At 65.7% G+C, this 23,862-nt stretch carries 22 protein-coding genes and 1 tRNA gene; 10 read left to right on the forward strand and 13 right to left on the reverse strand.

Annotated features, from left to right (window positions below; translation table 11 throughout):
* Window positions 1–51 precede the first annotated feature (51 nt).
* Entirely contained in the window at window positions 52–1,020 is a 969-nt protein-coding gene (locus N2L00_RS15405; RefSeq protein WP_255862300.1) for a helix-turn-helix transcriptional regulator, read from the forward strand.
* Window positions 1,021–1,123: 103 nt separating this feature from the next.
* Window positions 1,124–2,419 carry a PLP-dependent aminotransferase family protein gene (locus tag N2L00_RS15410; RefSeq protein WP_255862299.1) on the forward strand — a complete coding sequence of 432 codons (1,296 nt, stop codon included), beginning with the start codon at window positions 1,124–1,126 and terminating at the stop codon, window positions 2,417–2,419.
* Between the two features lie 35 nt (window positions 2,420–2,454).
* Here the strand turns inward: N2L00_RS15410 and N2L00_RS15415 are convergent, their stop codons facing one another.
* The 4 genes from N2L00_RS15415 to N2L00_RS15430 all read right to left on the reverse strand — a co-directional run bounded on the left by N2L00_RS15415 (window position 2,455) and on the right by N2L00_RS15430 (window position 7,469).
* The gene (locus tag N2L00_RS15415; RefSeq protein ID WP_255862298.1) at window positions 2,455–3,939 is read right to left on the reverse strand and encodes a dihydrolipoamide acetyltransferase family protein; all 1,485 of its coding nucleotides are present in this window, start codon (window positions 3,937–3,939) and stop codon (window positions 2,455–2,457) included.
* A gap of 46 nt (window positions 3,940–3,985) precedes the next feature.
* On the reverse strand, window positions 3,986–4,963 hold the full coding sequence (locus tag N2L00_RS15420; protein WP_255765394.1) for an alpha-ketoacid dehydrogenase subunit beta: 978 nt from the start codon (window positions 4,961–4,963) through the stop codon (window positions 3,986–3,988).
* Complete coding sequence (gene pdhA, locus N2L00_RS15425; RefSeq protein ID WP_370647224.1) at window positions 4,960–6,186, reverse strand: pyruvate dehydrogenase (acetyl-transferring) E1 component subunit alpha; 1,227 nt, start codon at window positions 6,184–6,186, stop codon at window positions 4,960–4,962. The genes N2L00_RS15420 and pdhA overlap by 4 nt, the downstream gene beginning before the upstream one ends.
* Window positions 6,187–6,329: 143 nt before the next feature.
* Window positions 6,330–7,469 (reverse strand): histidinol-phosphate transaminase, encoded by a 1,140-nt coding sequence (locus N2L00_RS15430; protein ID WP_255862297.1) that lies wholly within the window; start codon window positions 7,467–7,469, stop codon window positions 6,330–6,332.
* A 41-nt stretch (window positions 7,470–7,510) separates the two neighbouring features.
* Here N2L00_RS15430 and N2L00_RS15435 point away from each other — a divergent pair, with 41 nt between their 5' ends.
* Window positions 7,511–7,942, forward strand: coding sequence for a phage holin family protein (locus N2L00_RS15435; RefSeq protein WP_255765396.1), 432 nt, complete (start codon window positions 7,511–7,513; stop codon window positions 7,940–7,942).
* A gap of 45 nt (window positions 7,943–7,987) precedes the next feature.
* On the opposite strand, the gene N2L00_RS15440 is transcribed toward N2L00_RS15435, so the two are convergent.
* A complete protein-coding gene (locus tag N2L00_RS15440) occupies window positions 7,988–9,334 on the reverse strand; it encodes a WXG100 family type VII secretion target (protein ID WP_255862296.1) in 1,347 nt (448 codons plus the stop codon).
* Between the two features lie 2 nt (window positions 9,335–9,336).
* Window positions 9,337–9,579, reverse strand: a complete 243-nt coding sequence (locus N2L00_RS15445) for a hypothetical protein (protein ID WP_255862295.1) — start codon at window positions 9,577–9,579, stop codon at window positions 9,337–9,339.
* Between the two features lie 310 nt (window positions 9,580–9,889).
* Here N2L00_RS15445 and purB point away from each other — a divergent pair, with 310 nt between their 5' ends.
* The gene (gene purB, locus N2L00_RS15450) at window positions 9,890–11,305 is read left to right on the forward strand and encodes an adenylosuccinate lyase (protein WP_255862294.1); all 1,416 of its coding nucleotides are present in this window, start codon (window positions 9,890–9,892) and stop codon (window positions 11,303–11,305) included.
* A 105-nt stretch (window positions 11,306–11,410) separates the two neighbouring features.
* Here purB and rlmN read toward each other — a convergent pair whose 3' ends face one another.
* Complete coding sequence (gene rlmN, locus N2L00_RS15455; protein ID WP_255765400.1) at window positions 11,411–12,667, reverse strand: 23S rRNA (adenine(2503)-C(2))-methyltransferase RlmN; 1,257 nt, start codon at window positions 12,665–12,667, stop codon at window positions 11,411–11,413.
* 125 nt (window positions 12,668–12,792) lie between these two features.
* Here rlmN and N2L00_RS15460 point away from each other — a divergent pair, with 125 nt between their 5' ends.
* A complete protein-coding gene (locus tag N2L00_RS15460) occupies window positions 12,793–13,317 on the forward strand; it encodes a GNAT family N-acetyltransferase (protein WP_227920072.1) in 525 nt (174 codons plus the stop codon).
* Window positions 13,318–13,368: 51 nt separating this feature from the next.
* On the opposite strand, the gene N2L00_RS15465 is transcribed toward N2L00_RS15460, so the two are convergent.
* Together N2L00_RS15465 and soxR are read right to left on the reverse strand one after the other, a co-directional pair.
* On the reverse strand, window positions 13,369–13,851 hold the full coding sequence (locus tag N2L00_RS15465) for a nucleoside deaminase (RefSeq protein WP_255862293.1): 483 nt from the start codon (window positions 13,849–13,851) through the stop codon (window positions 13,369–13,371).
* A gap of 107 nt (window positions 13,852–13,958) precedes the next feature.
* A complete protein-coding gene (soxR, locus tag N2L00_RS15470) occupies window positions 13,959–14,438 on the reverse strand; it encodes a redox-sensitive transcriptional activator SoxR (RefSeq protein ID WP_255862292.1) in 480 nt (159 codons plus the stop codon).
* Window positions 14,439–14,936: 498 nt separating this feature from the next.
* On the opposite strand from soxR, the gene N2L00_RS15475 reads away from it, so the two are divergent.
* Window positions 14,937–15,410 carry a VOC family protein gene (locus tag N2L00_RS15475; RefSeq protein ID WP_255765404.1) on the forward strand — a complete coding sequence of 158 codons (474 nt, stop codon included), beginning with the start codon at window positions 14,937–14,939 and terminating at the stop codon, window positions 15,408–15,410.
* Between the two features lie 37 nt (window positions 15,411–15,447).
* Here the strand turns inward: N2L00_RS15475 and N2L00_RS15480 are convergent, their stop codons facing one another.
* The 4 genes from N2L00_RS15480 to N2L00_RS15495 all read right to left on the reverse strand — a co-directional run bounded on the left by N2L00_RS15480 (window position 15,448) and on the right by N2L00_RS15495 (window position 19,810).
* On the reverse strand, window positions 15,448–16,239 hold the full coding sequence (locus tag N2L00_RS15480) for a carbohydrate ABC transporter permease (RefSeq protein WP_227920933.1): 792 nt from the start codon (window positions 16,237–16,239) through the stop codon (window positions 15,448–15,450).
* Window positions 16,240–16,342: 103 nt separating this feature from the next.
* Window positions 16,343–17,287, reverse strand: coding sequence for a carbohydrate ABC transporter permease (locus N2L00_RS15485; RefSeq protein ID WP_255765405.1), 945 nt, complete (start codon window positions 17,285–17,287; stop codon window positions 16,343–16,345).
* A complete protein-coding gene (locus N2L00_RS15490; RefSeq protein WP_255862291.1) occupies window positions 17,288–18,670 on the reverse strand; it encodes a sugar ABC transporter substrate-binding protein in 1,383 nt (460 codons plus the stop codon). It lies immediately after the preceding gene.
* A gap of 204 nt (window positions 18,671–18,874) precedes the next feature.
* Entirely contained in the window at window positions 18,875–19,810 is a 936-nt protein-coding gene (locus N2L00_RS15495) for a metal-dependent hydrolase (protein ID WP_255862290.1), read from the reverse strand.
* A 45-nt stretch (window positions 19,811–19,855) separates the two neighbouring features.
* Between N2L00_RS15495 and N2L00_RS15500 the strand changes: the two genes are divergently transcribed.
* The 4 genes from N2L00_RS15500 to N2L00_RS15515 all read left to right on the forward strand — a co-directional run bounded on the left by N2L00_RS15500 (window position 19,856) and on the right by N2L00_RS15515 (window position 23,834).
* Window positions 19,856–19,932 (forward strand) — tRNA-Met (locus N2L00_RS15500).
* Between the two features lie 124 nt (window positions 19,933–20,056).
* Window positions 20,057–20,677, forward strand: a complete 621-nt coding sequence (locus N2L00_RS15505; RefSeq protein ID WP_255862289.1) for a (2Fe-2S)-binding protein — start codon at window positions 20,057–20,059, stop codon at window positions 20,675–20,677.
* On the forward strand, window positions 20,674–21,753 hold the full coding sequence (locus N2L00_RS15510; RefSeq protein WP_255862288.1) for a xanthine dehydrogenase family protein subunit M: 1,080 nt from the start codon (window positions 20,674–20,676) through the stop codon (window positions 21,751–21,753). Before N2L00_RS15505 ends, N2L00_RS15510 begins: the two co-directional genes overlap by 4 nt.
* A complete protein-coding gene (locus tag N2L00_RS15515) occupies window positions 21,750–23,834 on the forward strand; it encodes a xanthine dehydrogenase family protein molybdopterin-binding subunit (RefSeq protein ID WP_255765410.1) in 2,085 nt (694 codons plus the stop codon). Before N2L00_RS15510 ends, N2L00_RS15515 begins: the two co-directional genes overlap by 4 nt.
* The last annotated feature ends 28 nt before the right edge of the window (window positions 23,835–23,862 follow it).

Raw genomic sequence — 23,862 nt, forward strand, 5'->3', positions numbered from 1 at the left:
CTGGGTAGGGTAGCTGTGGGGGCTACAGCTGATGCTTTGAAAGGATTCGCCGTGCTGTCTCAGGTTTCGCTCGACGTCTACCGCTTTGCCGTGAGCCGTCCGGGGTGGACGGCGAAGGAGGCTTCCGAGGCCTTGGGGTACACCAGCAAGGTAATCGACGGCGCCATCTCCGAACTGACCGCAAGCTGCCTGCTGCTGCAGCAGGGCGCGGACTGCCCGAGCTACACGGCGGTTTCTCCTGATGTTGCCCTCGCGGAACTGGTGGATCCGGACGAACGGACCCTGCTGGAACTGCGCGGAAGAATCAGCACCCGCCGGCGGGAAATGGCGGCATTGACCCCGGCCTATGTCGAGGCACGCAAGCGCCTGGCGGCCGATTCCTCGGTGGAGGTGGTCGAGGACCAGGAGAAAGTCCAGCGGGTACTGATCGAGTACGGGCGCAGCGCCACCGACCGTGTGCTGATCGCCCGTCCGGGACAGGGTGCCAACGCAGACATCCATGAGGAAAGCGTGCAGAAGGACCTGGATCTCCTGCGCAGCGGCGTCCGCCGGCAAACGCTGTACCACGCAAGCACGCGGGACCATGTGCCCACCCGCAAAGCCGTGGAAGTTATTACCCAAGCAGGAGGGCAGTTCCGCACCCTTCCCTACATGCCGCTGAGAACACTGATCTTCGATGACAAAGTGGCGGTGGTGGCCCGCGATCTGCACCCCGGCGACGTTGCCGGGCTGGTAGTGCGGGATACCAACCTGATCCGTATCTTCGGGTTGCTCTTCGAGTTTGCGTGGGGCTTGGCGGAGCCCTTCCTGATTGACGACCCCAGCAGGGAGGGCCTTACCAGCACCCAGCGGTCCGTCCTCACGGCACTGGCGGCCGGTTATTCGGATGAGGCCATTGCCCGACGGGTTGGCATCAGTGTGCGGACCTGCCGCCGCCACATCGCCTGGATGCTGGAGGAGCTGGGTGCGGAGAGCCGGTTCCAGGCCGGGATCAAGGCCCACAAGGCCGGCTGGATCTAAGGCTCCGCCGGTTGATCGGGTTCAGCCGGACCCGGAGTGCCCGGCATTGGTGTACTAAACAGCCGTTGCCTGACGGTCAACTATTGGGGTTAGCATGGGTGGCATGACCCGCGAGGAATTCTCCGATGCCGTAGAACTGCCCGTTGACACCATGGCTGCTTTGGAGCGCGCCGCCGGCTCCCATCGCCACGAGGTGCTGTTCTCCAACCGCGCCTTCCACATCAAGCAGTCCGCGGTACGGGATGTCTTCGACATTTCCATCCGTCCGGGCCTGATTTCCCTGGCAGGCGGGAGTCCCTATCTGCGTTCGCTCCCCCTGGAAGACCTCGGCCGGACCGCCCAGCGCATTATTGCGGAACACGGGCTGGAGGCGCTGCAGTACGGCGGCGGGCAGGGGATGGAAGAGCTGCGCACGCAGGCATGCGAGGTCATGGCTGCGGAGGGCATCCTCGACGCCGATCCGGCCGACATCGTCATCACCACCGGCTCGCAGTCCGCGCAGGATGTCGCAGCCAAGGTCTTCTGCGATCCGGGAGACGTCATCCTCTGCGAGGATCCCACGTACGTAGGGGCGCTGAATGCCTTCGAGGCCTATGAGGTGGATGTACGCACCGTCCCGATGGACGACGGCGGCCTCGTCCCGGAGGCACTCGAGCAGCGGATCCGCGAGGTTCGTGCCGAAGGCAAAACCATCAAGCTGCTCTATACGATCCCGAGCTTCAACAATCCCAGCGGCGTCACCCTGACCGCCGACCGCCGGCAGGCGGTAGTGGAAATCTGCCGGCGGAACAACATCCTGATCCTGGAGGACAACCCTTACGGCCTCCTCCGGTTCGACGGCGAACCCCTGACCCCGATGCGGGCAGGGAACGCCCAGGACGTGCTGTACCTGGGCTCGTTCTCCAAGATCTTCGCCCCCGGAGTCCGGCTCGGCTGGGCACTGGTCCCCCGCCACCTTTACCGGCGGTTCTACCTCGCCTGCGAGGCCGTGGTCCTCTGCCCCTCGCCTTTGACGCAGATGCTGGTCTCCGCGTACCTGCGCGAGTACGACTGGATGGGCCATGTACGCAGCTCCCGCAGCCTCTACGCCGAGCGGTGCTCCGCGATGCTGGACGCCTTGGACGAACACATGCCCGAGGGTGTCACGTGGACCCGGCCGAACGGCGGGTTCTTCATCTGGGTGACGCTGCCCGAGGGTGTGGACACCTATCCCCTGCTCTATGAAGCGATCGACGCCGGGACAGTCTTCATCCCGGGCGCGGCGTTCACGCCCGGCGAGGGCCCCTCCAACAAGCTGCGGCTGGCCTTCAGTGCCGTCTCCTCCGAAGACATAGCCGAGGGTGTGCGCCGGCTGGCACCGATCCTGAGTGCCGCCGTCGGCGCCGTAAGGGTCCGCTGAGGGTCCGCTGAGGACCCGTCCGGCGCCGTAAGGGCCTACTCCAGGAGCAGTGCAGGCTCTTCCAGGATTGAGGCGACGTCCGCCATGAAGCGGGCAGACAGGTCGCCGTCGACCACGCGGTGGTCAAAGGAACCGCCCAGGGTGGTGATCCAGCGCGGCACCACCTCGCCGTCAACTACCCAGGGCTTCTGCTTGATGGTGCCGAACGCCACGATGGCCACCTCGCCGGGATTGATAATCGGGGTCCCTGTGTCGATGCCCAGCGAACCGATATTGGTCACGGTCAGCGTGCCGCCCCGCATATCGGCCGGCGGGGTCCGTCCCTCTCGGGCCGTTGCCGCCAGGGTGTTCAGGGCGATCGCGAGTTCCTTCAGGGACAGTTCCTGCGCATCCTTGATGTTCGGCACCATCAGTCCCCGCGGGGTGGCCGCCGCAATCCCGAGGTTCATGAAGTGCTTCACCAGGATCTCGTCACCGGCCCAGGTGGCGTTGACGGACGGATTGCGTGCGGCCGCCCAGATGACGGCCTTCGCCAGGATCAGCAGCGGTGAAACCCGGATGCCTTCAAAGTCCTTGGCCGCCTTCAGCCGCTTCACGAACTCCATGGTCCGGGACGCATCCACGTCGACGAAGATGCTGACGTGGGGTGCGCTGAAGGCGCTTTCCACCATGGCCTTTGCGGTGGCGCGGCGCACTCCCTTGACAGGGATCCGTTCAATCCGCGAATCAATGGCACCGGCACCCGGGGACCAGAAGTCGCCGGCCGACTCGCGCTCTGCTTCACGCTGGGCCTGGTAGCTGATCAGGTCCTGCTTGGTTACCTCGCCGCTGGCTCCGGTGGCGGTGACGTCCGCCAGATTGATGCCCAGGTCCTTGGCAGCCTTGCGGACCGGCGGTTTGGCCAGCACGCGCTGGATCAGCCGGTTGACCCGGTCCTGGACTGCTGCGGTGCCGGACGACGCCGGAGCCGGAGCTGCCGGAGCCGGAGCGGCGGGAGCGGCGGGAGCGGCGGGAGCGGCGGGAGCGGCGGGAGCGGCGGGAGCGGCCGAAGCCGACCCTGCGGCTGGTTCCGGCTTCGCGGCCGCCGGCGCACCGGAGGACACGGGGCGGCGCGGGCGGCGACGCACCGCGTCCGGCTTGGGGCCGGTGCCGGTCAGCGAGGCTGCCGGAGCTTCCCCTGCCGCTGCGGACGGCATGGGGTTGGTTTCCGCGGGAACCTCTTCCGGCGCGGAGGCTGCAGGCTTCCCTGCCGCCGGCGGCGCCTTGGGCCCGGCGCCGTCGTCGACCGTCACGCTGATAATGGGCGTGCCGACGTCGACCGTTTCGCCTTCCGCAACCATCAGGGCAGAGACCGTGCCGGCGAACGGGGAGGGAAGTTCCACCAGGGACTTCGCCGTTTCGATTTCCACGATCACGTCATTGACGGCAACCGTGTCCCCCGGCGACACCTTCCACTGCACGATATCGGCTTCGGTCAGGCCTTCGCCCACGTCCGGCAGGCGGAATGTCTTTTCAGTCATTGCAACTCGTTCTTCGTCATGGAGTGTAGGCGGGCGGGCAGGCGCATCAGTAGGCGAAGGAGCGGTCCAGCGCCTCAAGCAGGCGGTCGATGTCCGGCAGGTAGTGTTCCTCGACCTTCGCTACCGGGTAGGGCATGTGGAAGCCACCCACGCGAAGCACCGGAGCTTCCAGGGACAGGAAGGCGCGTTCGGCCACCCGTGCGGCGATCTCGCCGCCGATCCCGCCGAAGGTAGGGGCTTCGTGGGTGACAATCAGCCGTCCCGTCTTCCGTACGGACTCGGTCACGGTGTCGAAGTCGATGGGTGAAATGGACCGCAGATCCACCACCTCGACGGACCGTCCGTCCTCCTCAGCCGCTGCGGCTGCGGCCAGGGCGACGGGGACCAGCGGGCCGTAGGCGACGATGGTTGCGTCGGTTCCTTCGCGGACGATATGGGCAGAGAACGGATCCGAGGTCGGGGCGGTGGTGTCGACGTCGCCCTTGAGCCAGTAACGGCGCTTGGGTTCGAAGACGATGACCGGGTCCTTGCAGGCCACGGCCTGCTGGATCATCCAGTAGGCGTCCTGGGGGTTCGACGGCGTGATGATGCGCAGACCTGCGGTGTGGGCAAAGAGCGCTTCGGGTGATTCCGAGTGGTGCTCAATGGAGCCGATGCCGCCGCCGTACGGGATCCGGATGACCACGGGTGCGCTGAGCGCCCCCTCGCTGCGGGAGTGCATTTTCGCCAGCTGGGTGGTGATCTGGTTGAAACCCGGGAAGACGAATCCGTCGAACTGGATTTCGCAGACGGGCAGGTAGCCGCGCAGGGCCAGGCCGATGGCGGTTCCGATGATTCCGGATTCAGCCAGGGGCGTGTCCATAACGCGGTCCGCACCGAAGTCGGCCAACAGGCCCTCGGTGACCCGGTATACACCGCCCAGGGAACCGATGTCCTCACCCATGAGCAGGGAGTTCGGGTGGGATTCGAGGGCTGCGCGCAGACCGGCGTTGATGGCCTTGGCCATGGTCATGGTGGTGCTCATGCGGTGTGCTCCGGGGCGGCGGGGTTGGTGGTGGCGGGGCTGGCGTCGTCGTCGGCGCCGGCGAATCCGGCTTCGTACCGGCGATGCTCATCCAGCTCTTCGCGGATCAGCGGATGGGCCTCTGCGTAGACGTCGGCGAAGGCGTCTTCAAAGCCCGGCGCCTCCATCTGCTGGACGTTCTCGCGGAGCCGGACGGCCATGCTGCGGCCTTCCTCGCGGAGGTCCTCAAAGAACGCATCATCGGCCAGCCCCTGGCGGCGCAGGTACTTTTCCATCCGCAGCAGCGGGTCCCGGTCCAGCCAGGCTTCCTCGTCGGCGCTGAGGCGGTATTTGGTGGGGTCGTCCGCCGTCGTATGCGCGCTCATCCGGTAGGTGAAGGCTTCGATGAGCACCGGACCGCCGCCCGAACGGGCGTGTTCCAGCGCCCAGCGCGTCACGGCGTGGACGGCCAGGACGTCGTTGCCGTCAACGCGCACTCCCGGGAAGCCGTAGCCCTGTGCCCGGTTGGCCAGGGGGATGCGTGACTGGACTTCGGTGGGCACGGAGATGGCCCAGTGGTTGTTCTGGCAGAAGAAGACCACCGGTGCGTCGTAGGACGCGGCAAAGACCATGCCTTCGTGCACGTCGCCTTCGGAGCTCGCCCCGTCGCCGAAGTAGGCAACAGTGGCGGCTTCGGGCAGCTTGGGGTCGACCAGCCGGTCGCGGGCCATTCCCATGGCATAGCCGACCGCGTGCGGCACCTGGGCGGCCAGCACCAGCGTGTAGAGGTGGAAGTTGGCCTCGCGCGGGTCCCAGCCTCCGTGGGAGATGCCGCGGAACCGCCGGAGCAGCTGGGCGAGTTCCAGGCCCCGGGTGTAGGCGACGCCGTGTTCCCGGTAAGTGGGGAAAACGTAATCCTGCGGCTCCAGGGCCCTGCCGGAACCGATCTGCGCGCCTTCCTGGCCGGTGAGCGGAACCCACATCACCAGTTCGCCCTGCCGCTGAAGGGCGGTGGCTTCTTCATCGAACCGGCGGACCAGGAACATGTCGCGGTAGAACCCGCGGAGTTCCTCGGAAGTCAGGCCCTGGACGTAGCTGCCGTAGGTCTCGTCCTGCAGGAGCTCGCCGTCGATACTGAGCAGCTGAACCATGTCGGGGACAGGGTTTTCCTCCGGAGCACCCATGAGGGATTGCTCTAGTCCGGCCGAGTCGAATTCACTGGCCGGCAAATGTCCTACGTCCATGCCTTCTCCTTGCCTGGACAGCCGAAAGCCGCACCGCGCTGGAAATATACCTCGCAGGGAATACATTCCCTGTGTCGCATATAAGTGGAAGTTACCTTCCAAAGCCTAACGACGGTGCGGCTTCCGGCCCTACCTAAGACACGCTAGGAAACGCGTGGGCCTTTTGTATAAGTCGCACATAACGCCAGGAACCGCGTGTTTGCTTCCTCTTCGCCGATGGTCACTCGCATACCTTCGTTACCGAAGGCCCTGACAGCCAGCGCCTGCTGCCCCGCCAGTGCTGCAAACTCGGGGGTATTTTCGCCCAGGGCCAGCCATACAAAGTTCCCCTGCGCAGTAGGAATGGACCAGCCCAGCGCCTGCAGCCCTTCCACCACCCGGGTTCGTTCAGCAACGAGTCCTTGTATTCTCTCCACAATTTGGTCGTGGTGCCGGAGGGAGGCCACGGCCGCCTGTTCGGCGATGGTGGACACGGCAAACGGGACAGCCGCCACCCGGAGGTGCTGGGTGATCGGCGCGTGCGCAATGGAGTAGCCCACGCGCAGTCCGGCCAGTCCAGCACCCTTGGAGAAGGTCCTCAGCACCACCACATTGGGGTGCCTGCGGTACATTTCGACGCCGTTGACGGCTTCCTCGTCCCGGACAAAATCCTCATACGCTTCATCGATGACCACAATGATGTGGGTGGGGATCCGCCGGAGGAAGTCCTCCACCTGTGCTGTCGTCAGGACCGGGCCGGTCGGGTTGTTGGGGGTGCACAGCAGAATCACTTTGGTCCGGTCAGTGACCGCTTCGGCCATGGCTGCCAGGTTATGGGTGCCGTCGGAGTTCAGCGGCACCTGGACGCTCCGGGCGCCGGCCAGGCCGACGCTGATGGGGTAGGCCTCGAAGGAACGCCAGGGGTAGATAACCTCGTCTGCTGCTCCGTCCGTGTTCTGTCCGGCAAAGGTGGCGAGCAGCTGATTCAGTGCTCCCAGGCTGCCGCCGCCGGTAACGATGTCTTCCGCAGGAACGTCCAGGAAGGTGGAGAGTTCATTGCGCAGGGCAGTGGAAAGCGGATCCGGATACCGGTTTACCGTCGCGGCAGCGTTTATCGCATCCAGCACGGCGGGCAGCGGCGGGAACGGGTTCTCATTGGAAGAGAGTTTGTAGCTCTGCAGCCCTTCTACAACCACCGGCGGCTTGCCGGCGGCGTATTGGGGCAGCATCCCGATAACGGGCCGTGGGGCGACGCCGGGTGCGGGAACTTCAACTGCGTCGGTGTCATTCTCGGTAGTGGTCATGGCGTTAACAGTAATGGTCCGTTTTCTGCCAGCATGGGGGCATGTTCTCTCTGTTGCTGCGGATAGTCCTGAACGCCGTTGCCCTCTGGGTGGCCGGCTGGCTTTTACCGGGCCTCACGGTGAGCGCGCCGACCGGCAGCCTCAGCGGTGATCCGGTGATCGATACGGTGCTCGCTTATCTTTTTGTGGGCCTGATTTTCGGCGTGGTGAACGCCCTGGTCCGTCCCATCGCGCAGGGACTGACCTTGCCGTTGGCCATCCTGACCCTGGGGTTGTTCCGGATAGTCATCAATGCCGCCATGCTAGAGCTCACCGCCTGGCTCAGCAGCTACACTCCCATCCGCTTCGAGGTCGATTCCTTCTTCTGGACCGCCGTTCTGGGCGCTGTTGTCATCAGCCTTGTGTCGCTGGTCCTGGATACGGTCACCGGCAGGCGGAGCCGGAACCGGAGTTACAGCCGGAGCCGCAACTAGCCCCCAGCTGAAGCGGGAGGCGAACCGCTTCGATCTTCCGGAAAGCTAGGGTCCGACGGGCGGCCGGTAGTCCTTCCCCGGCCCCGGCGAAGGCCTCGACACAACCCTCACTTCCCGCTGCGGCAGTTCTTCCCGGGAGAGACGGTACAAGTGCCTGGTTGCAACGCTTCCAGCCGCAACGGCGGCGCCGAGGGATGCCACAGAGGCCCGCAGCGACGCATCATCACTGGCGTCTGCGAGCGCGGCACCCCGACGGTAATTGTCCAGCCGGTGCCCGGGACCCAAACCGGCGTCCTCCCCAACCGGTGTGGCCACCGGATTTGTCAGGGTCATGGTGACCCGGTCCGGTGTATCAGGATTGGCGATGCCGTCGATCCCGGGCACCCAGTCCTGCACATGCTCCAGGTGCAGTGCGGGGACGCCCGGGGGCAGGTCGGCGGCTCCGGTGTGGCTGCCGGCGGTCAGCAGGTACGCCACGTTGTAGTCGCTTTCCTCGGCCAGGTATGCGGCAACGCGGATGGCATGGTCCCCGCCCTGGCTGTAACCGGAAAGGATGACGGCATCCTCCGCTTCCGCCCCGGCCAGCCGCAAGGCCTCCCGCACTCCCGCCGTAACGTACGAACTGTCTTTCAGCGAAGGTTCGAAGACACCCATGGCATCGAACGGGTTCTCGCTTCCGGGGGAAATGCCGGAGCTCTGCGTGCCGGGAAGGGTGACAACAAACGTCTTCTTTCCGTCGCTCCCCGTGACCGGCAGGACTTCGATCACGCCTGGCCTGTTTTCCCGCAACAGTACCTTTGACCGCTCCAGCAGCCCGGCAGCAGTTCCGTCCAGGCGTACGCGGCCTTGTTCGCCGGGCAGCTCCGATACCTCCACCGGCCGCAGCTTCCCCCTCCCGGCTCCGTAAAGCAGGAGCAAAGCAGCGTTCATCAAGGTTTCGGAGGCCGGATCGGCAAGGCCCATCTCTGACTGGCGCAGGGTGGGGAACCACCACTTCGCCCGCGGATAGGAGCCGCGGACGAACCAGGGGTTCACCGGGAACAGGCCGATGGAAGGCGTCCGTTCCTTGATCCGGCCTTCCGCTTCCGCATAGGCACGGGCACTCCCGCGCACCCCGTCCGTAAGGGCATCGACGGCGGCAGCGGAGGTTTTTAGGGTGTGGGCCGCCTCCTGCATCCGCAACCGCACGCGGTCAGCCGGCGCCGAACCGCCGCCAACGGCCCCGACCTCCAGCCAAAGTTCCGTCACCCTCTGCCCGAGCAGCCGCAGGCGGTCCGCGGTCGACTCCAGCCTGCCCGCAACCCGGACCAGGTCCTCGTACTGGACCAGGAGACCTGCGGCCCCACCCCGTACCTCGTACATCGGCCGGTCGCAGGTTCCTGTCTCCGCCATTGTCAGCTCCCCGCAGCCAACATGAGCGGATCCTGCTGCAGCTCCCCCGCGGAGAACCGCAGCTGCAGCGAAACGTCGGGGAACCGCTGCGCTACGGCAAGGAGCTCCTGCCGGAACGCGTCTGCCGCGGGAGACTCCCACTGGACAACTGCGGCGACGGCAACCTCATGCTCCAGTTCGTCGGTTTCTACAGCGAATGCCAAAAGCAACCGTTCCGTCTCCGCCGCATATGCTGCAGCAGCCATTTGGTTCATCATTTCCTCCCTCGGGTGACGGATTGTCCACATCTCGAATGAACCCGGCCCAGGCCGTCCGGGTGCAGGGCCGGGTCAGGAGGGGTCTGGACGAGGACCGCTCAAGAACGACGCCGGTCCGTCAAGGGTGCCGTGCATGTCACCGGACCGCGGCGTTCCGCACTCCTCCGGTGGAAACAACCGGGACCTGTGCGCGGTGACGCCCGGGTGTCGAGGGAAAGTGTGCCGACCCAGGGCAAAACCGCAGAGCAGCGATGAGTCACACACCAACAGCGCCGCGCCGGCATGAAAGAATTGCCGCATGGCCGCATCCGAACCCCGTGTCTCCCTCGCCTCCGTATCCCCCGCTATCGCCCTGGGCCCGCTGGACGGCCGCTACCGCAGCGCCACCGCGCCGCTGGTGGACTACCTGTCCGAAGCCGCGCTTAACCGGGACCGGACCCATGTGGAGGTGGAATGGCTGATTCACCTGACCTCCAACGCCGTCCTGCCGGGCACCGCGCCGCTTACGGAAGACCAGCAGAACCAGCTGCGGGAAATCGTGACGGGCTTCGACGGCAACTCCGTGGCCGAGCTGGGCGAAATTGAAAAGCGCACCGTGCACGACGTCAAGGCCGTCGAGTACTACATTGCCGACAGGCTTCCGGCCCTCGGTCTCGAGAATCTGAAGAGCCTCGTGCACTTCGGCTGCACATCCGAAGACATCAACAACCTTTCCTACGCGCTCGGCATCAAGGGCGCCGTCGAAAACGTCTGGCTGCCGGCCGCGCAGGACCTGGTGGACCAGATTGCCGGGATGGCGGAGGACACCCGCACCGTGCCCATGCTGTCCCGGACGCACGGACAGCCGGCCACCCCCACCACTTTGGGCAAGGAACTGGCCGTAACCGTCCACCGCCTCACCCGCCAGCTGCGCCGGATCCGCAACACTGAGTTCCTGGGCAAGATCAACGGCGCCACCGGAACGTACGCGGCCCACTACGCCGCGGCTCCGCAGACAGACTGGCAGCAGGTGGCGCGCAGCTTCGTGGAAGTCCTGGGCCTGGCCTGGAACCCGCTGACCACGCAGATCGAATCCCACGACTGGCAGGCAGAGCTCTACGCAGACATCGCCCGCTTCAACCGCATCCTGCACAACTTCTGCACGGATGTCTGGAGCTACATCTCCATTGGCTACTTCGCGCAGGTCCCCGTGGAAGGCGCCACCGGCTCCTCCACCATGCCGCACAAGGTGAATCCGATCCGCTTCGAGAACGCCGAAGCAAACCTGGAAATCTCCAACGGACTGCTGGACACCCTGGCTTCCACCCTGGTCACCTCCCGCTGGCAGCGCGACCTCACCGACTCCTCCTCGCAGCGCAACATCGGAGTGGCCTTCGGACACTCGGTGCTGGCAATTTCCAACGTCGCCAAGGGACTCCAGCGGCTGCACGTTGCCGAAGAGGTCCTGGCCGTTGACCTGGACTCCAATTGGGAGGTGCTCGGGGAAGCCATCCAGATGGTGATGCGCGCCGAAGCCGTGGCCGGCGTTGAGGGCATGGAAAACCCCTACGAACGGCTCAAGGACCTCACCCGCGGCCACCGCGTGGACGCAGAGCGGATGAAGGAATTCATTGCCGGGCTTGGCCTTCCCGCCGAGGCGGAAGCCCGCCTGCAGGCCCTCACCCCCGCCAAGTACACGGGCATCGCGGACACCCTGGTGGACCACCTCAAATAGGCTGCCCGCTTTAAGCCAAAACGACGACGGCGGGAGCCGGGCTCGCAGCCCGGCCTCCCGCCGTCGTCGTTAAGTGGTTAAGTGGTTAAGAAGTCGTTACCGGTGCTAGTCCGCCGCGGCGAGCTGGCCGCAGGCGCCGTCGATTTCCTTGCCGCGGGTGTCGCGGATGGTGGTGGGGATGCCGGCGTCGATCAGGTGGTTGATGAACTCCTGCATGACCTCGGGCTCCGGCGACGTCCAGATGGAACCGGGCGTGGGGTTCAGCGGAATGGGGTTCACGTGCACCCAGCCGCGGCCGCGGGCATTGAGCTTCTTGGCCAGCAGGTCCGCACGCCAGGCGTGGTCGTTCATGTCCTTGATCAGCGCGTACTCGATGGAGACGCGGCGGCCGGTGACGCGGTAGTAGTTGTACGCGGCGTCCAGGGCCTCGTCCACCTTCCACCGGCTGTTGACCGGGATCAGCTCGTCGCGCAGCTCGTCGTCCGGGGCGTGCAGGCTCAGTGCGAAGGTCACCGGGATGTTTTCCTCGGCAAGCTTCTTGATGGCCGGAACCAGGCCCACGGTGGAGACGGTGATGTTGCGGGCGCTCATGCCCAGGCCTTCGGGAACCTCGGCGGCCATCCGGTGGACGGCGTTCATCACGCGCTTGTAGTTGGCCAGCGGCTCGCCCATGCCCATGAAGACAATGTTGGTGACGCGCTCGGCATCGTGGCCGCCGTCGCGGCGCTTGCCGCCCAGGCCGCCTTCCTTGATCACGCGGTTTGCCTGGACAATCTGGTCCAGGATTTCCGCGGTGGACATGTTGCGGGTCAGGCCGGCCTGGCCGGTGGCGCAGAACGGGCAGTTCATGCCGCAGCCGCACTGGCTGGAGACGCACAAGGTGATGCGGCCGGGGTAGCGCATCAGCACGGACTCGACGAGGGAGCCGTCGAAGAGGCGCCAGAGGAACTTGATCGTGTCGCCGTTATCGGTGGTCAGGCGCTTGATCTCGGTGAGCAGCGTGGGGAACATTTCGCCCACCAGCTCGTCACGGCGTTCCTTCGGGAGGTCGCTCATGGCTTCGGGGTCGGTGGTGTAGTGCTGGAAGTAGTGCACCGACAGCTGCTTCGCGCGGAACGCAGGCAGGCCCAGGGACTTCAGCTTCTCCTGGCGTTCGGCCAGCGTCATATCGGCCAGATGCGCCGGCGGCTGGGACACGCGCGGCGACTTGAACTGCAGCAGCGGGCGGCCGTCGGGCTCCTTGGCCTGTTCCCAACCCTCCGTGGCGGGGCGGACCTGCAGTCCGGTGGCGGTGGGAAGCGCGCGGGCGGTGCGCTGCTTTTTGGCGGTGTTTTTCTCGGGGGAAGAATCGACAGTTGACATCGCTACTATTCTCGCACGGTTCGCATATCCGGAACATTCCTTTTGCCGGGACGGCACACTGCCGAAACACGGGTGAAACCCCGGGCTCCTAGCGTGGAAGCACTACCCCTGACGCTGGAGGCAGCATGTCGGATTTGCGACCCTTTTCCGGATTCCGTCCCTACTCCACCCCGCACCTGCGGATCCGCGAAGTGCCGTGGAGCAACCCCGTAGGCGCTGACCTGCGCGAAGCCCAGCAGGCGGAACTGGACGCCCGCTACGGCACCGCGGAACACGACCCCAATCCGCCGCGCGCATCCGATTCCGCAGTCTTCCTCATCGCCTACGAGCGCAGCACGGGCCAGCCGCTGGGCTGCGGGGGGCTTCGGCGGCTGGATACCACGACGGCGGAGATCAAGCGCGTGTATGTCCTGCCGTATGCCCGCGGTTCAGGAGTGGCGACGGCGGTCCTCGGGGCGTTGGAGGCACGAGCGAAGCAGATGGGATTCGCTGTCCTTACGGCAGAAGCAGGCTCCGCCCAGCCGGACGGTCACCGCTTTTACGAGAACGCCGGCTACCGGGTGGTGCCGAACTTCGGCCCGTATATCGCCTCCGATGGGTCAACCTGCTATTCCAAGACCATCGGCGCTGCGCTGGAGCACCGGTTCTAGGCGTCCGGCGCCCGCTGCGGCGCCCGCTGCGAGCGCCGGACGAGCCAGAGCCTAGTAGTCGATCCGCTCCGACGCCGCGGTCCAGGCATTGAACGGAGCCATTGAGGGGGTGCCCTCCACACCCCGCTGGGTGACCTGCATGGAGCGCTGGTCCAGCGGCGTTTCAAAGAATTCGTAGAAGGCGGCGTCGTCGAAACCTGCGCTGGCGGCGTCGTGCCGGTCCGCGGCAAAAACCACCCGGTCCACGCGGGCCCAGAGCGAGGACGCCAGGCACATGGGGCACGGTTCGCAGCTGGTGTAGAGCACCGCGCCCGTGAGGTCGAACGTGCCCAGGGCTGCGCACGCGTTGCGGATGGCCGTGACCTCGGCATGTGCGGTGGGATCGTTGTTCGCGGTCACCCGGTTCACGCCCTCAAACGCCGCGCCTTCGGCGGTGACGACGACGGCACCGAACGGTCCGCCGTCGTTGGCCACATTCTCCGTGGCAAGGCGAATGGCCTGGGCCAGGTAAATATCGTCCGAAGTGCTGCTCATGGCTTCTCCCTTGGTCCGGTTGTGCCAGGTAGATAGCCGGAAGTGTCCGGCCCGCCTTCGCAGCAGTGAGACTAGCAGTTATTGGGACAAGGGGAATATGGGCTGCGTCATGATGCGAAATCGTTTCCTGCCTTGCCGCGGGCCTCGCGCTCCCAGCGGGAGCCGGGTCCCTCCAGTGCTGCCTGATCGCCGGGGTTGAAGATCCCGCACCGTTCCCGGGACAGGCATCCGCATCCGATGCATCCGTCAAGGGACGCCTGCAACGCCTGAAGTACGCGGATTCTTCCGGCGACCATCCGTGACCAGTCGGCGCTCATGGCAGCCCACTCGCTCTTCGTGGGCGCCCGGTCCACAGGTAGCCCGCCCAGGGCAACACCCACTTCCTCGAACGACAGACCGATACGACGGCCTGCGGAAATGACAGCCAGCCGGCGCAGGACGTGGCGCGGGAACTGTCTCTGATTGCTGCTGGTGCGGTAGGAAACGATTAATCCGCGCTCTTCGTAGTAGCGGACGGCAGGCACCGAAATACCGGCGCGCTCCGCCACCTCGCCGATAGCCAGCAATGGGCGTGGTGGTTGGTTCACTCGTCCAGTGTTGCGCACGCTGTCGGGCAACCGAAGAACTGTGACGGGGATTTGACCTCAAGTGCACTTGAGCACGTTTGCTGTAGCCCTAAGCTCCCGAAAGGGGAGCCACAAGGGAGGCACCGCCATGAATCGCAGACAGGCCAAGAAGAACCGCCGCAGTCTTCCCGGACTCGAGTCCGATCCCCGGCAGACTCCGCAGGGAAGGCCTCGCGATCAGCGTTCTGCAGACCTGCTGGCGAGGGTACTGTCCGAGAGCGGACACTTGCTCTTCCCTTTCCACTGAGGACCGGAGGAGGTTTCCTTTCTAAAGTGAATCGTGGCCTTGACAGCCCGTCGTGGGCGGAGCCCCGGATCCGCTGCCGATCGTTCCGGGTACCCGTTGTCAGCAGGGGCGGGCAGTGGGATTGTGAAGGAACAGCGCGCTACCCGAACGCACCTCCACCGCGGGTTCTCCCCCGCGAAGGGCACCCGCGGGCTTCGAAGGAAGGACCAGACATGGAACGCATGATTTTCCCCAACCTGCCGGTGGCGAACCTCAAGACTGCAGAGAACTTCTATCTGGGTCTCGGATTCACCAAGAACCCGCAGTTCAGTGATGAAAACGCCACCGCCATCGTCATTTCGGACAGCATCGTGGTGATGCTGCTGCAGCAGGACTTCTACCAGGGCTTCCTCCCCGAAGGGGACACGCCGCACCTGGCTTCGGCAGGCAAGGAAGTACTGAACTGCATCAGCTGCGACAGCACGGACGAAGTGGACCGTTTCCTGGCCGCCTGCGCCTCCGGCGGGGGTGCCCTCTACGCGCCGGCTGAGGAGCATATGCCCGGAATGTACAGCGGCTCGGCAACCGACCCGGACGGACACGTCTGGGAGTTCATGTGGATGGATCCCTCCAATGTCGAGCCGCCCGAGCGCACCTTCGAGGTTTCCTCCAACGCCACGGTCCAGGAGCAGAACTCCGCGCTTTGACCGGGCTCCGGTGCGGCCCGGTCAAGGCGCTTGCCGGCTACTTGACCGCGCCCATGGACAGGCCGCGGACCAGCTGCTTCTGCGCCACCCACCCGGCAATCACCACCGGCAGCGAAGCCAGCACCGATGCTGCCGAGAGCTGCGCCAGGAACAGGCCTTCGCTGGTCATCTGGGACACCAGGAAGACCGGGACCGTAGCCGATTGGCCCGCCGTGAGGATCAGTGCGAAGAAGAACTCGTTCCAGGCGAAAATCACGCAGATCAATGCCGTCGCGGCAAGGCCGGGGGCGACCATGGGCATTAGGACCCGCAGGAGGGTTTTCATCAGCCCGGCTCCGTCCATCTGCGCCGCCTCCAGCACCTCGCCGGGCACTTCCAGGAAAAACGAGCGCATCATCCACACGGCGATGGGCAGGTTCATCGAGGTGTACAACACCACCAGCGTCCACACGTTATCCAATACCTTTAGCTGCCCGGCAATCACGTAGATCGGCATAATCACGGCCACTACCGGCAGCATGCGGGTGGAGATGAAGAAGAACAGCACGTCCGAGGTCTTTTTCACCGGCCGGATGCTCAAGGCATAGGAGGCCGGCACCGCCAGGATGACCACCAGGATGGTGGAGACGCCGGTGGCAATCGCGGAGTTGGCGAAATAGCTTCCGGCCCCGCTGTCCAGCACCGCCCGGTACTGGTCCAGCGTGGGGGCGAAGAAGAACACCGGCGGATCGGATGCGGCGGCGGACTCCTGCTTGAAGGAGGTCAGCACCATCCAGAGCACCGGTGAGAAGAAAATCAGTGCCAGGACCCACGTCACCGTGGTGAGGATGGGTGCGGAGTTGAAACGCCGGGCCGGTTTCCGAACGGTATTGGCAGCGGGAGTTGTTTCTTTCCCGGCGGGAGTAGGTGCAGCAGTCTGGGTAGCCACGTCGTCAGTCCTTTACGTCGAAGCTCTTGAAAATCAGGCGGAGGGCCAGGGTGGCCACAATGATGGTGGCAATGACAACCACCACGCCCATGGCAGCGGCCTGGCCGATGTCAAAGCCAAGGAAAGCCCGCTGGTAGATGTAGAACGGCAGGTTTGCACTGGCCGTCCCGGGTCCGCCGGCGGTCATGAGGTAGATCTGGTCGAAGGTGTTCACCACGTAGATGGCGCCAAGCAGGATTCCGAGTTCGATGTACCGGCGCAACTGCGGCAACGTCACCGAGATGAACGTCCGCCACCACCCCGCGCCGTCCACCTGTGCGGCTTCCAGCACGTCCTTGGACTGCGCCTGGAGCCCGGACAGGACCAGCAGCATCATGAACGGCGTCCACTGCCACACCAGCGCCATCAGGATGGACACGATCGGGTGCTGCGACGTCCAGTCCACCGGCGGGATGCCCACCAGCCCGATCACCCAGTTCAGCAGGCCGTAGCTCGGATTGAGGATTGAAATGGACCACAGCAGGGAGCTCGCCACCGGCATGATCAGGAACGGGGTGATCAGGAGGGTACGCACCACTCCCCGGCCGGCGAAACTGCGGTCCAGCAACAGGGCGAAGATGATGCCCAGCAACATCGCGAAGAAAACACAGGCCACGGTGAAGAGGACGCTGTTCAGCGCCGCCCCGCGGAACGTGGAGTCCGAGAAAATATCGATGTAGTTCCCCAGCCCCACAAACTGGTTTCCCTCCGGCCGCAGCAGGTTCCAGTTCTGCAGGGAGTACCAGATGGTGAAGAGGAAGGGCACCTGCGTCACGATCAAGGTGAAAATCAGGGCCGGCAACAGCGGCAGCCGCCGCCGCCACCCCTCGGCGGAGGACATTCCCCCGCCCTCCCGCTCCGTTGCGGCCTTCCTGGCGCGGACCTGTTGCCGCTCTACCAACGTGGACATTTAACCCGCTCCGTCCTGGTAGCTTTCCGCCACCGTTTCGGCGTAGCCCTGGGATTGTTCCAGCGCTTCTTGGACTGTCTGCTGCCCGGCTATGGCCGCCGAAATCTGCTGCCCCACCCGCGTGCCCAGATCCTGGAACTCCGGGATACCGACAAATTGGAGCCCGGTGTAGGGCACACCGCGGACCATGCTGTTTTCCTGGGATGCCCCGGCCATGGCATCCAGGGTCGGCTCGGCATAGGCCTCGGCCACCTCGGCGTATTCGGGGATCTCATAGGTGGAGAGCCGGCTGCCCGGCGGCACCCGTTCCCAGCCGATCTCCTCACCGACAAGCTGGATGTACTCCTTATTGGTCATCCAGGAAACGAAGTCCCAGGCAGCGTCTTTTGAGTCGCTGGTGGTGGGGATGGCCAGGGACCAGCTGTAGAGCCAGCCGGAGGACTCCGTCTCCTTGACGGGTGCCGGCGCATACCCGCTTTTGCCGACTACGAGTGAGGACGCGGGGTCCTCGATTGCGGAAACCATGGCCGTGGCGTCGTACCACATGGCAGTGTTTCCCTGGCTGTAGAGGGTCAGGCAGTCCCCGTAGCCGCTGGTAGCGGCACCGGCCTGCCCGTAGTTCTGCACCAGGTCCACATAATCGGTGACGGCTTCTTCCACTACGGGCTCGTCCAGGCGGGCGTTCCAGTCTTCGTCGAACCAGCGGCCGCCGTAGGTGTTGATCATGGTGCCCAGCGGCGCCATCACCTCACCCCAGCCGGCCAGCCCCCGCAGGCAGACTCCGGACATGTCATTTTCCGGATCGTTGAGTGCTTCGGCGAAGCCGCGGATGTCTTCCCAGGTGGGGCTTTCCGGCATGGTCAGGCCGGCTTCGTCGAACAGGTCCTGCCGGTAGACGAGGAAGGAGGATTCACCGTAGAACGGAACGGAGTAGAGATCTCCCTCGTAACTCAGTGCGTCCCGGATAGTGGGGACGAAATCATCGGGGTCGTACCCTTCGGTGGAATCGGCATAGTCCTGAAGATTAGTGATCCAGCCGTTTTCCGCCCACATCGGCGTCTCGTAATTGGAGATCATCACGACGTCGAATTCCCCGCCCTGGGTGGCAACAGAGGCAGTGATCTTCGCCCGTGCCTCGTTTTCGGGAAGGGATACAAAGCTGACGTCAATGTCCGGATACTGGGCCTTGAATTCGTCCTGGAGAGTGATTGCGTCCTGCATCTGCGGGTTGGAGACAATGGCTACGACAATCTCATCCCGGCCCTCCGCCTCGGAACCGCCGCAGCCGGTCAGCGCCAGGGCGGCTGCTGCCGCGGATGCCAGACCCGCTCGAAGCCGGTAACGGCGGTGGTTGTGATTTCCCCTGCTGCGTCGAAATCTCATCTGGTCACCTTTGCTCATTTGAGACAGCGGTTCCGCTCACGTGCGCGGAACACTACGTTCATCCATTCGAGCGGGCAAGGGTTATCCCTGGGTTACCGGATCAATTGGCGCAAGGCATTTCCGGAGGCAAGGGGCAGCGGGGAATGCTGTCGAAAGAGGGCGCTGAGGAATACCCGCGGCGGCAGGCCGGGAATCGTTTGCCGGCTAAGCCGATCCGGTGCGGGTGCAAATGGTATCCATAACTACTTCCGCGGCTCCCTCGCCGGGTTCGCAGCTCAACCGCACTTCAATTTCGGAAACAGCGGCCAAGGAGGCCAGATGGGTGCCGCCGCAGGGAATGCCGACCGATCCGCCGGGCAGGTCGCAGACCCAGCGGCGCATGCCGGTAAGGAGGTCCGATTCGCACTCGATGCGGACCTCCGCATCGGAGGCCACCCACTCCGCCAACGTTGCGTTCACACCCTTTTCCACGGCGGCAGGGTCCGTCAGCAACGCGTCCGGCAAAAAGCCCTTGCGTCGCAGTGACTTCCCCAACCGGTAAACGTCCCGGGAACCTCCGGGCAGAATCGTGGTTGTCTCGATCGCCAGGGCGTCGAAGTTCGGGTTGCCGGCCGCGTCTGCGGGCACGTCCTTTTTCCATGCCCCGGCCAGCTGCCGGTTCAGGGCAAGGGCCGCCAGGTGGCAGGCTGTGTGCCCGGCAGAAAGAGCGGCCCGGTGTTCGCCGTCTACCCGGACCTCGACACGGTTTCCCTCCGCAATGCCGGTATCTCCCGGCAGCACATGAACCACCGCGAACACCCAGCCCTCGGTGCCCTTGCGGACCGGGATGTCCCCGCCCAGGAACAATGCGGTGCCGTCCGTGGCCCCGACCACGCAGTCGAGCACGGGCACCTCGCGGCCGTCCGGCGTCGTTAGCGTTGCCCGGTCCGGCCCCTGGTCCGGCCAGCCGGCGTCCACCGGGTGTACGGGAGTGGTGTCCAGGAGCACCGCAAGCCTTCCGTCCGGCAGTGTCTCCACGTGGAGTACGGCTCCCGTGCCCGTCAGGGCTCCGGCGGGATAGGTGACGGCGGTATCGGTTTTCGGCAGGCTCACCCGCCCCAGCGTACCGAACCGGACGGCGGAAATTGTGAGCCCGGCCACTGGATTACGCTGTGCGGCGGATCTGCGGTAAAGTTGAGACCACGCCGCGGGGTGGAGCAGTTCGGTAGCTCGCTGGGCTCATAACCCAGAGGTCGCAAGTTCAAATCTTGCCCCCGCAACCAAGAAAAAGATCCCGATCCGGAAACCCGGATCGGGATCTTTTTTGTCCCGGCATTGGTTGTCTCCACCACATCCCCTCCGGTAGTTTGCGAGAACAAACCGCGAGGGACAGGTGGTCCACATCTCATGAAAGCCGGAATAACCCTGCAGGTGGACGGCGAACCGCGCACCCTGACGGTGGATACCCGCACCACGGTCCTGGACGCGCTGCGGGACCAGCTGGGCGTCACGAGCCCCAAGAAGGGCTGCGACCACGGCCAATGCGGCGCCTGCACGGTCCTCCTGGACGGGCGCCGCGCCAATTCCTGCCTCGCCCTGGCCGTAGCCCATGACGGCGCCGAGGTGATCACGGCCGAGGGCCTGGCCGGCGGCACGCCCGACGGCGAACTGCACCCGGTCCAGCGCGCTTTCCTGGAACAGGACGGGTTCCAATGCGGTTACTGCACTCCGGGGCAGGTCTGTTCCGCCGCGGGCATCATCGAGGAAGCCGCCGCCGGGCACCCGTCCACGGCCACGGAAGATCTGCGGGCCGAGGGCGGCATAAACCTCACCGATGCTGAAATCCGCGAACGCATGAGCGGAAACCTGTGCCGCTGCGGGGCGTACGTGAACATTGTTGCCGCCGTCCGGCAGGCCGCCGAAGCAGCCGCGGCACGGCGGGGCGGAGCGCCCGACCCGGAGGTTCCGGTAGTGGCGGACTCCCCCACCGCGGAATCGATGCCCGAGCATCCGGAGGAACGCGCATGATCCCGTTCGATTATCACCGCGCCGAGGACGTCGCGTCGGCTGTCGCCTTGGTGAGCGGCAACCCTGAGGCCGCTTTCCTGGCCGGGGGCACCAACCTGGTGGACCGGATGAAGCTCGGCGTCGCCCAACCCACCCTGGTGGTGGACATCTCCAGGCTGCCGTTGGACACGGTGGAGGTGCAGGAAGACGGGCGGGTCAGGATCGGTACGAATGTGCGCAACGCGGACCTGGCGGCCAACACGTTCATCCGCAGCCGCTACCCCGCCCTGTCCCAGGCTTTGCTAGCCGGAGCCTCGGGCCAGTTGCGGAACCTGGCCACCACCGGCGGAAACCTGCTTCAGCGCACCCGCTGCGTGTATTTCCAGAACCCCACCACGCCATGCAACAAGCGGGAGCCCGGCACCGGCTGCTCCGCACTGGAGGGTTACACCCGGTACCACGCCATCCTCGGCGCCTCCGAGGACTGCGTTGCCACCCATCCGTCGGATATGGCGGTGGCGCTGGCCGCCCTGGATGCCGCCGTCGTCGTCATGGGCCCCGCGGGCGAACGAGTGCTCCCCGTATCCGATCTGCACCGGCTGCCCGGCAACGAGCCGCAGAAGGACACGGTGCTTGACCACGGCGAGCTGATCACCGCCGTTGAACTCCCGCCGGCACCGGCCCGTTCCGCGTACCGCAAGGTCCGCGACCGTGCGTCCTACGCCTTCGCCCTGGTTTCCGTGGCCGCGGCACTGGAGCTGGACGACGACGCCGCCGCCGTCCCGGTGATCCGGGACGTGCGGATAGCGCTGGGCGGAGTGGCGCACAAACCCTGGCGGGCGCTCCAGGCCGAAGCGGTGCTCCGCGGGGCCGCAGCCACCGAGGACAATTTCCGGGCCGCCGCGGATGCCGAGCTAAGGCACGCCGAGACGCTCAACGGGAATGGCTTCAAGGTGCCCATGGTCCGGAACACCCTGGCCGCAGTGCTGCGGGACCTGACCGGCACCGCCAGGCCGGACGCCAGTGCACCGGGGACGGACCATCCGGAAGGGCCCGGCGGCCCGGATGACGCAGGCTGGGAGGAATTGAACTCATGAGCAAGCTGATGCCCGCTTCCGCCATCGGTACCCCGTATGAACGGCTCGACGGCGAACTTAAGGTCCGCGGCACCGCGCCCTATGCCTATGAACAGCCGGTGGAGAACCCCGTCCACCTCTATCCCGTGCTTTCCACCATTGCCCGCGGGCGGGTGGAGCGGGTGGAGACCGCCGCAGCGGAGGCCCTCGACGGGGTCCTGACCATCCTTACAGCGGAGACCACTCCCCGACTGGCAGACAGCTCGGACCGGGAACTGGCGGTCCTGCAGGATCCCAGCGTGGGCTACCGGGGGCAGATAGTGGCTGCAGTACTGGCCGAGACCCCGGAAACCGCCCGGGAGGCAGCCGCTGCCGTGCAGGTGACCTACACGGAGGAGCCGTTCACCGCCCAGCTGCGCGCTGACGATCCTGCACTGTATGCCCCCGAGGAGCTGAACGCCGGCACCCCGACGGACAGCAGCCAGGGCGATTTTGACGGCGCCTTTGACACCGCCGCACTGCGGATCGACGCGACGTATTCCACTCCGCCCGAACACAACAACCCGCTGGAGCCGCACGTCACGGTGGCGCAGTGGGACGGGACCGTCATGACCCTCTGGGACTCCACGCAGGGCGTCCACGCGGTGAAGAGCACGCTGGCGCAGGTGCTGGGTCTTGATGAGGAGCAGGTCCGCGTCATCGCGCCGCACGTGGGCGGCGGCTTCGGATCCAAGGGTATGCCGCACGTGCAGGTGGTGATGGCGGCCTTGGCCGCGCAGTGCACGGACGGCCGGCCGGTGAAGTTCCCGGTCAGCCGGCAGCAGATGTACACGCTGACCAGCCACCGAACCCCCACCATCCAGCATGTCCGGCTGGGTGCGGCCGACGACGGACGGCTCACCGCCATGTCGCTGGACATCCTGGAACACACCTCCCGGATCAAGGAGTTCGCCGAGCAGACCCCGGCACCGTTTCGGATGATGTACGCCGCCCCTAACCGGCGAACCAGCACGCGGCTGGCGCCGCTGGATATACCGGTGCCGTCCTGGATGCGGGCCCCCGGGGAATGCCCGGGCATGTTCGGCCCCGAGGTGGCCATGGATGAGCTGGCGGCGGCGGCCGGCCTGGATCCGATCGAGCTGCGCCGACGCAACGAACCGGAGGTGGACCCGGAAACCGGCAATCCGTTCTCCAGTCGGCACTTGCTGGAATGCTTCGACCTCGGGGCCGAGCGGTTTGGCTGGGAGAACCGGGTGGCCCGCCCACGCTCCGTTCAGCAGGACGGCTGGCTGGTGGGGATGGGTACCGCCAGCGCCGTGTACCCCTTCATGCGCCAGCCCTCGAACACGGCGCGGATCCAGTATGAGCAGGACGGCGTCTACTCGGTGCAGATCGGTGCCTCTGACATCGGCACGGGCAGCTGGACCGCCCTGACGCAGATCGCCGCCGATGCCCTGCGGGTGCCGGTGGACCGGATCAGGCTGGGCATCGGTGACACCCGGTTCCCGACTGCCAGCGTGGCCGGCGGTTCCTCGGGGACGGCCAGCTGGGGCGGCACTATCATTGCCGCCGCGCGTGCCTTCCGGGAGGATCACGGCGAGCATCCCTCCCCCGGGGCCCACACGGAAGCGCAGCCACCGGAAGACCCGGAGGCTGCGAACCTTGCCCTGTATTCCTTCGGTGCGCACTTCGCCGAGGTCCGGATCCACGCGGATACCGGGGAGATCCGGGTCCCCCGCATGCTCGGGGTGTTTTCTGCCGGCCGGATCATCAACCCGCGCACGGCCCGGTCCCAGTTCCTCGGCGCCATGACCATGGGCCTGGGCATGGCACTGCACGAGCAAGGGGTGCTGGATCCGCGGTTCGGGATCTTCGTGAACTCCGACCTTGCGGAATACCACATCCCCACCAACGCGGACGTGCTGGACATGGAGGCGTTGTGGATCGAGGACCGTGACGAGCATGCCGGCCCGCTGGGTGCCCGCGGCATCGGAGAAATAGGGATTGTGGGCAGCGCTGCGGCCATTGCCAATGCCGCCTATAACGCCTCCGGCACCCGGATCCGGGACCTGCCGCTGACCCCGGACAAGTTCCTGGCCTGACCGGGCTGCCCGTGGCGGTGCGCTCGGC

This window comes from Arthrobacter sp. zg-Y1171 (genome assembly GCF_025244845.1).
GTDB lineage: Bacteria > Actinomycetota > Actinomycetes > Actinomycetales > Micrococcaceae > Arthrobacter_B.

Bases quoted from the DNA above. Each gene is read 5' to 3' on its own strand.
- N2L00_RS15415 (WP_255862298.1), bottom strand. From the start codon at position 3,939: ATGACTGAAAAGACATTCCGCCTGCCGGACGTGGGCGAAGGCCTGACC.
- N2L00_RS15515 (WP_255765410.1), top strand. From the start codon at position 21,750: ATGAGCAAGCTGATGCCCGCTTCCGCCATCGGTACCCCGTATGAACGG.
- N2L00_RS15510 (WP_255862288.1), top strand. From the start codon at position 20,674: ATGATCCCGTTCGATTATCACCGCGCCGAGGACGTCGCGTCGGCTGTC.
- N2L00_RS15435 (WP_255765396.1), top strand. From the start codon at position 7,511: ATGTTCTCTCTGTTGCTGCGGATAGTCCTGAACGCCGTTGCCCTCTGG.
- N2L00_RS15485 (WP_255765405.1), bottom strand. From the start codon at position 17,287: ATGTCCACGTTGGTAGAGCGGCAACAGGTCCGCGCCAGGAAGGCCGCA.
- pdhA (WP_370647224.1), bottom strand. From the start codon at position 6,186: ATGGACGTAGGACATTTGCCGGCCAGTGAATTCGACTCGGCCGGACTA.
- N2L00_RS15430 (WP_255862297.1), bottom strand. From the start codon at position 7,469: ATGACCACTACCGAGAATGACACCGACGCAGTTGAAGTTCCCGCACCC.
- rlmN (WP_255765400.1), bottom strand. From the start codon at position 12,667: ATGTCAACTGTCGATTCTTCCCCCGAGAAAAACACCGCCAAAAAGCAG.
- N2L00_RS15410 (WP_255862299.1), top strand. From the start codon at position 1,124: ATGACCCGCGAGGAATTCTCCGATGCCGTAGAACTGCCCGTTGACACC.
- N2L00_RS15440 (WP_255862296.1), bottom strand. From the start codon at position 9,334: ATGGCGGAGACAGGAACCTGCGACCGGCCGATGTACGAGGTACGGGGT.
- N2L00_RS15465 (WP_255862293.1), bottom strand. From the start codon at position 13,851: ATGAGCAGCACTTCGGACGATATTTACCTGGCCCAGGCCATTCGCCTT.
- N2L00_RS15505 (WP_255862289.1), top strand. From the start codon at position 20,057: ATGAAAGCCGGAATAACCCTGCAGGTGGACGGCGAACCGCGCACCCTG.
- N2L00_RS15490 (WP_255862291.1), bottom strand. From the start codon at position 18,670: ATGAGATTTCGACGCAGCAGGGGAAATCACAACCACCGCCGTTACCGG.
- N2L00_RS15475 (WP_255765404.1), top strand. From the start codon at position 14,937: ATGGAACGCATGATTTTCCCCAACCTGCCGGTGGCGAACCTCAAGACT.
- N2L00_RS15420 (WP_255765394.1), bottom strand. From the start codon at position 4,963: ATGAGCACCACCATGACCATGGCCAAGGCCATCAACGCCGGTCTGCGC.
- N2L00_RS15460 (WP_227920072.1), top strand. From the start codon at position 12,793: ATGTCGGATTTGCGACCCTTTTCCGGATTCCGTCCCTACTCCACCCCG.
- purB (WP_255862294.1), top strand. From the start codon at position 9,890: ATGGCCGCATCCGAACCCCGTGTCTCCCTCGCCTCCGTATCCCCCGCT.
- N2L00_RS15445 (WP_255862295.1), bottom strand. From the start codon at position 9,579: ATGGCTGCTGCAGCATATGCGGCGGAGACGGAACGGTTGCTTTTGGCA.